Below are 5,276 nucleotides of genomic sequence, written 5' to 3'. Positions count from 1 at the left end.
CTGAAAAATTGATAGCAAATTATGTCAAGGAACAAGGTGTTGAAAAGGATTATAAAAGTTTGAAAAAGAATAATCAATTGAAATTATTTTAATGCCTCGTGGGCTTGCCCCGAGGATTATTTACTTGCTTATTTATATTCCTCAAATATCTCTTTCTCCGTTAAATCAGGATAATGTTTTTCCTTTTGTCTTTTGTGAGAATCATAGATATTACAAAACGTAAAAAAATGTATATGGCAAATATAATTGCTCCTAATTTCTTTTTATCCTTGGCTTTATAGTTTAATTAACATAACATTATCATCCTATTCTTAGTAGTAAGATACGTATTTCTTGAGAGATTCAGTATTTTTGTTTTCCTATTCTAAAAGTAGGAGTTACTATGCAAATTTCTAAAGAAAAATTACTACAAAAAGCCAATAAGGCTAGTAAAAATACACTAATGGAAACATTAGAGATTGAGATTGTAGATTTTACTGAAGACACCTTAACGGCTCGTATGCCAGTTAATTCTAGAGTATACCAACCCGATGGTGTTTTACATGGTGGTGCAACTGCAGCTCTTGCAGAAAGTGTCGGAAGTTTTGCATCACATATTTTTACCAACACTGATGAATTTTTTGTCCGTGGTTTGGAGATTACAGCTAATCACTTGAAAAGTGTGACTGAAGGTTATATCTACGCAAAAGCATCTTTTTTACATCGTGGTCGTACGACGCAGCTTTTAGATATTAGAGTTACAGACCAGTACGAGAACTTGGTTTCTGTTTGTCGCTTATCTACTATTACTTTGCCTAAGAAAAAGTAAATGACTGAAGCCACTTTTTTCCAGAGTTTAGAAGAGCACTATGTCAGCAATTTACCTTTTGTTGTGTACAGTCGTCCAATAAATTCTATCATAAAATGTTGGTTGCAAAAGGATGCCACTTTACATCAAACAGAATCGTTTTCAGAACGTGGATTTGTTTTTTCTCCCTTTGACTTAAAGGAGGCTGCCATTGTTTTTCCACAAGATGAATGTGAACATCATGTTTTGGAAGTTTCAAATATTGAAGTTGAAGCTCTAGGTAAGAGCGACTATAAAACTTCAGACATAGGAAAGTCGTTTCATGTAGATTTAGTAAATAAAGGTATTAAAGCTATTGAAAACAATGATTTGCAGAAGGTTGTTTTGTCTCGTAACGAGGAGCGACCAATTTTAGATAATCCCATCACTATTTTTAAGCGTTTGTTTAATACCTACAAAAATGCGATGGTGTATTGTTGGTATCATCCAAAAGTAGGTTTATGGTTAGGCGCTACGCCAGAGTTATTATTTAAGGTCGAAGGCCAGCAATTAACAACGATTTCTTTAGCAGGAACTCAGCCTTATCGTTCAAACACTAAACCTAATTGGACAGATAAAGAGTTAGAAGAGCAGCAAATTGTTACTGACTTTTTGGCTAAACAAATTTCACCATATACCTCTAACACTCGTATTTCTGAAGTAGAAACAATTAGAGCAGGAAATCTTTGGCATCTCAAAACCCGTTTAATTAGTAGCATAGATAGTAAATCTCATTTAAAGTCCATAATCGAGGCATTGCATCCAACACCGGCAGTTTGTGGATTCCCGAAGGAAAAAGCCAAGAATTTCATTCTCCAAAATGAAAATTATAAAAGAGAATTTTATACAGGGTTTTTAGGTGAATTAAATCTGAAATTATCTAAAACTAGAAACACCAATCGACGTAATTTAGAAAACAATGCTTACGCTGTAGTTAAAACAGCGTCTAATTTTTATGTCAATTTACGATGTATGCAAATAAAAGAGGCTAAAGCTATTGTTTACGTTGGTGGTGGAATTACTAAAAGTTCTGTTGCAGAAAAAGAATGGCAGGAAACCCAAAACAAGACTAAAACTATTGGTAATATACTAATATAAGTCCATAGAGAAATACTTATCTTTGTATACTGATGAACTACTCGAAAATTCCTTTAGCTCAAACAGTCGTAACACTATGCAAAACGCATAATATCAAGCATATTATAATATCTCCAGGTAGCAGAAATGCACCATTGACTATTGGATTTACCCATGATGATTATTTTAAATGCTACAGTATTGTAGATGAGCGTTGCGCTGCTTTTTTTGCTATGGGAATCGCCCAACAAACGCAAGAGCCAACGGCACTAGTTTGTACATCTGGAAGCGCGTTATTAAATTACTACCCAGCGGTATCTGAGGCTTATTACAGTAGAATTCCGTTGGTCGTTTTGTCGGCAGATCGCCCAAAACATTTGGTAGATATTGGAGATGGACAAACCATTAAACAAAAAAATGTTTATGGAGAACATGTTTTTTATAGCGCGAATCTAAAACTCGATTTACGGGAAGAAACTCAAAAAGCACCAAAAGAAGAAGTGCCAATCTTTAAGAATTTAGAGAATAAGGTTGAAAAGCTATTGGGTTTACAAGAAGGTATCCAATCTCAAAATGAGACCGAAATTCATCAGGCGTTGCACTCAGCGGTTTTAAATTCTGGACCAGTGCATATTAATGTCCCTTTTGATGAGCCATTGTATGATAGAGTAGAGACATTAACAATAAGTCCTAAACCATTCAAATTAGCAGATAACTACATAAGTATTGATGATTCAGAAATAGTAGAGTGCGCAGAAATTTGGCAAAACTCAAAACGAAAGATGGTCCTGGTTGGTGTATTACAGCCTAATTCTATTGAAGGAGAATTATTAAATAAATTAGCTCAGGATGATAGTGTTATTATTTTAACAGAGACGACTTCAAATTTACATCATAAAGATATTTTCCCTGGAATTGATAAGCTAATTGCATCACTTGAAGACCAAGATTTTAAAAAATTACAACCCGAAGTATTACTAACTCTAGGGGGATTAATAGTTTCAAAAAAAGTAAAACGGTTTTTAAGGGACTATAACCCCAAATACCACTGGCATATTGACGCGTATAATGCGAATGATACATTTTTTGTATTAGACAAACATATTAAAGTCAATCCAAACTCATTTTTAAACGTATTTTTAAAAGCGATAACAAACAAAGTAGATAGCGATTATAAATTTTATTGGCTTGATATTCGACAGAAACGTCGTAAGATGCACGACCAATATTTGGATACAATTCCGTTTTCAGATTTTACTGTTTTTGATAGAGTTTTGAAGAGTATGCCCAAAGACAGTCAATTACAAGTTGGTAATAGTTCCGCGATTCGATATACACAACTATTTCAATTGCGTAGTGATATTACCGTATTCTGTAATCGTGGCACAAGTGGAATCGATGGAAGTACAAGTACGGCAATTGGAGCCGCTATTGCTTCCAAAGAGCGCGTTACATTTATAACAGGGGACTTGAGTTTTTTCTACGATAGTAATGCACTTTGGAATAATTATGTCCCTAATAATTTTAGGATAATTGTTTTGAATAATAGTGGTGGAGGAATTTTCAGAATTCTTCCAGGACATAAAAACACGGAGAATTTTGATACTTATTTTGAAACCAAACATAATCTCAATGCTTCATATTTATGCAACATGTATGGTTTTGAATACCGTTCTGCTAAAGATAGTAAGGAGTTAAGTACTAATTTAGAGGAGTTTTACGAAGCTTCAAACCAACCCAAATTACTAGAAATTTTTACACCTTCAACAGTAAACGATTCAATACTCTTAGATTATTTTAAGTTTATTAAGTAGTAAAATTCCTGAATAATTTGCAAGTCATTGATATTGAGTTGTAAAATTAGTATCTTTATAATGTAGAAATGTATTAACCAAAAAATCATAAGATGAGTAAAAGAGACGAACTTATAGCAAAGTACGCTGCAGATTTAAAAGAAAAGTGTGGTATGAATCCTGATATGGATTTGCTAGCTAAAGTAACAGTTGGTTTAGGGCCATCTATTTATAATGCAGATGCCGCAACAGTTTCAGGTTCTGACGAAAAAGAATTAGCCACTGTTAAAAATAACTTTTTAATTAAAAAATTAGGATTAAGCGATAGCGCAGATTTAGATAAAGCTATTGATAGTGTTGTTGAAACTTATGGGCGTTCTAACCGTAACAAGTATAGAGCTGTAATTTATTACATGCTTGTAAAGCACTTTAAAAAAGAATCAGTTTATTAAAAACTGGATAAAAAAATAGAAAAGCGTTAGTATTATTAAATAATACTAACGCTTTTCTTTTATGCTTAATTTATTTCAACATGAAACTAATATGAATACCTTTGCTGCATGATACATTTAGGCGAATACAATACACTCACTATTTTAAGAGATACAGAACCAGGACTTTTTTTAGGCGATAATGAAGAAAATGAAATATTGTTACCTAATAGATATGTTCCAGAATCTTTTGAAATAGGCGATAAGATTGAGATTTTTGCCTATTTAGATAATGAAGAACGACCAGTTGCTACAACAGATAAACCTTACATAAAAAAAGGAGATTTTGCGCTATTACGCTGTAACCAAGTCACAAAGTTTGGAGCTTTTTTAGACTGGGGTTTAGTAAAGGAATTGTTTTGTCCTTTTAAAGAACAAGCTTTTAAGATGAAAGCAGGTGGTTGGTATCTGGTTCATTGCTATTTAGACGAAGAAACTCAGCGTTTAGTAGCTTCTAGTAAAACAAACCATTTTTTAGACAATAAAGAACTCACTGTAGAACATTTTGAGGAAGTAGATTTAATAGTCTCTCACCCATCAGATATTGGGATGAATGTTATTGTTAATAAACTTCATCATGGCTTAATATTTAAAGATGAAATCTTTAAAGATCTTAGTGTTGGAGATAAATTAAAGGGGATTGTTAAAAAAATTAGACAAGGAAATAAGTTAGACATATCCTTGAGTAAAACCGGTTATAGAGGTATAGAACCCAATGCGCAAACTATATTAACTATTTTGGGGGATAATAGTGGCTTTTTACCTTTAAATGATAAGTCTGCGCCTGATTCCATAAAAAACTTGGTTCAAATGAGCAAAAAAAGCTTTAAAAAAGCAATAGGCTCATTATATAAAGAACGCAAGATTGACATAAGAGAAGATGGCATCTATTTAAAATAGATGGCCTAAGGATTGGTAAGGATATCTACAACCCAATCAATAGTATCTTCTAATTCTTTAAATATTTTTGGCTATATTCTAATATATGACTGAATTAGTACTTGTTCTCCATAATTCCCAAGCGGATTGCCCTGTAATGGCATATAATGCAAACTCCTTTAGGCGTTGATTATTATTCTTAATCCGCTC

The 5,276-nt window shown here is 33.0% G+C and carries 5 protein-coding genes; all 5 read left to right on the top strand.

Annotated features, from left to right (window positions below; translation table 11 throughout):
- Positions 1 to 382 precede the first annotated feature (382 nt).
- The 5 genes from HKP48_RS04280 (at position 383) to HKP48_RS04260 (ending at position 5,087) form a co-directional block, all read left to right on the top strand.
- Complete coding sequence (locus HKP48_RS04280; RefSeq protein WP_296343177.1) at positions 383 to 808, top strand: hotdog fold thioesterase; 426 nt, start codon at positions 383 to 385, stop codon at positions 806 to 808.
- Positions 809 to 1,924, top strand: a complete 1,116-nt coding sequence (locus HKP48_RS04275) for a chorismate-binding protein (protein WP_296343175.1) — start codon at positions 809 to 811, stop codon at positions 1,922 to 1,924. It abuts the gene before it with no gap.
- Between the two features lie 32 nt (positions 1,925 to 1,956).
- On the top strand, positions 1,957 to 3,717 hold the full coding sequence (locus HKP48_RS04270) for a thiamine pyrophosphate-binding protein (protein WP_296343173.1): 1,761 nt from the start codon (positions 1,957 to 1,959) through the stop codon (positions 3,715 to 3,717).
- A 92-nt stretch (positions 3,718 to 3,809) separates the two neighbouring features.
- On the top strand, positions 3,810 to 4,148 hold the full coding sequence (locus HKP48_RS04265) for a DUF2853 family protein (protein WP_296343171.1): 339 nt from the start codon (positions 3,810 to 3,812) through the stop codon (positions 4,146 to 4,148).
- Positions 4,149 to 4,256: 108 nt separating this feature from the next.
- Entirely contained in the window at positions 4,257 to 5,087 is an 831-nt protein-coding gene (locus HKP48_RS04260) for a S1-like domain-containing RNA-binding protein (protein WP_296343169.1), read from the top strand.
- Positions 5,088 to 5,276: the final 189 nt, after the last annotated feature.

Origin of the sequence: Winogradskyella sp. (assembly GCF_013042245.1) — a bacterium.
In the GTDB taxonomy this organism is placed as follows: Bacteria; Bacteroidota; Bacteroidia; order Flavobacteriales; family Flavobacteriaceae; genus Winogradskyella.
Note: the sequence above shows the minus strand (reverse complement) of the source record. Positions and strands in the feature narration are given on the sequence as shown.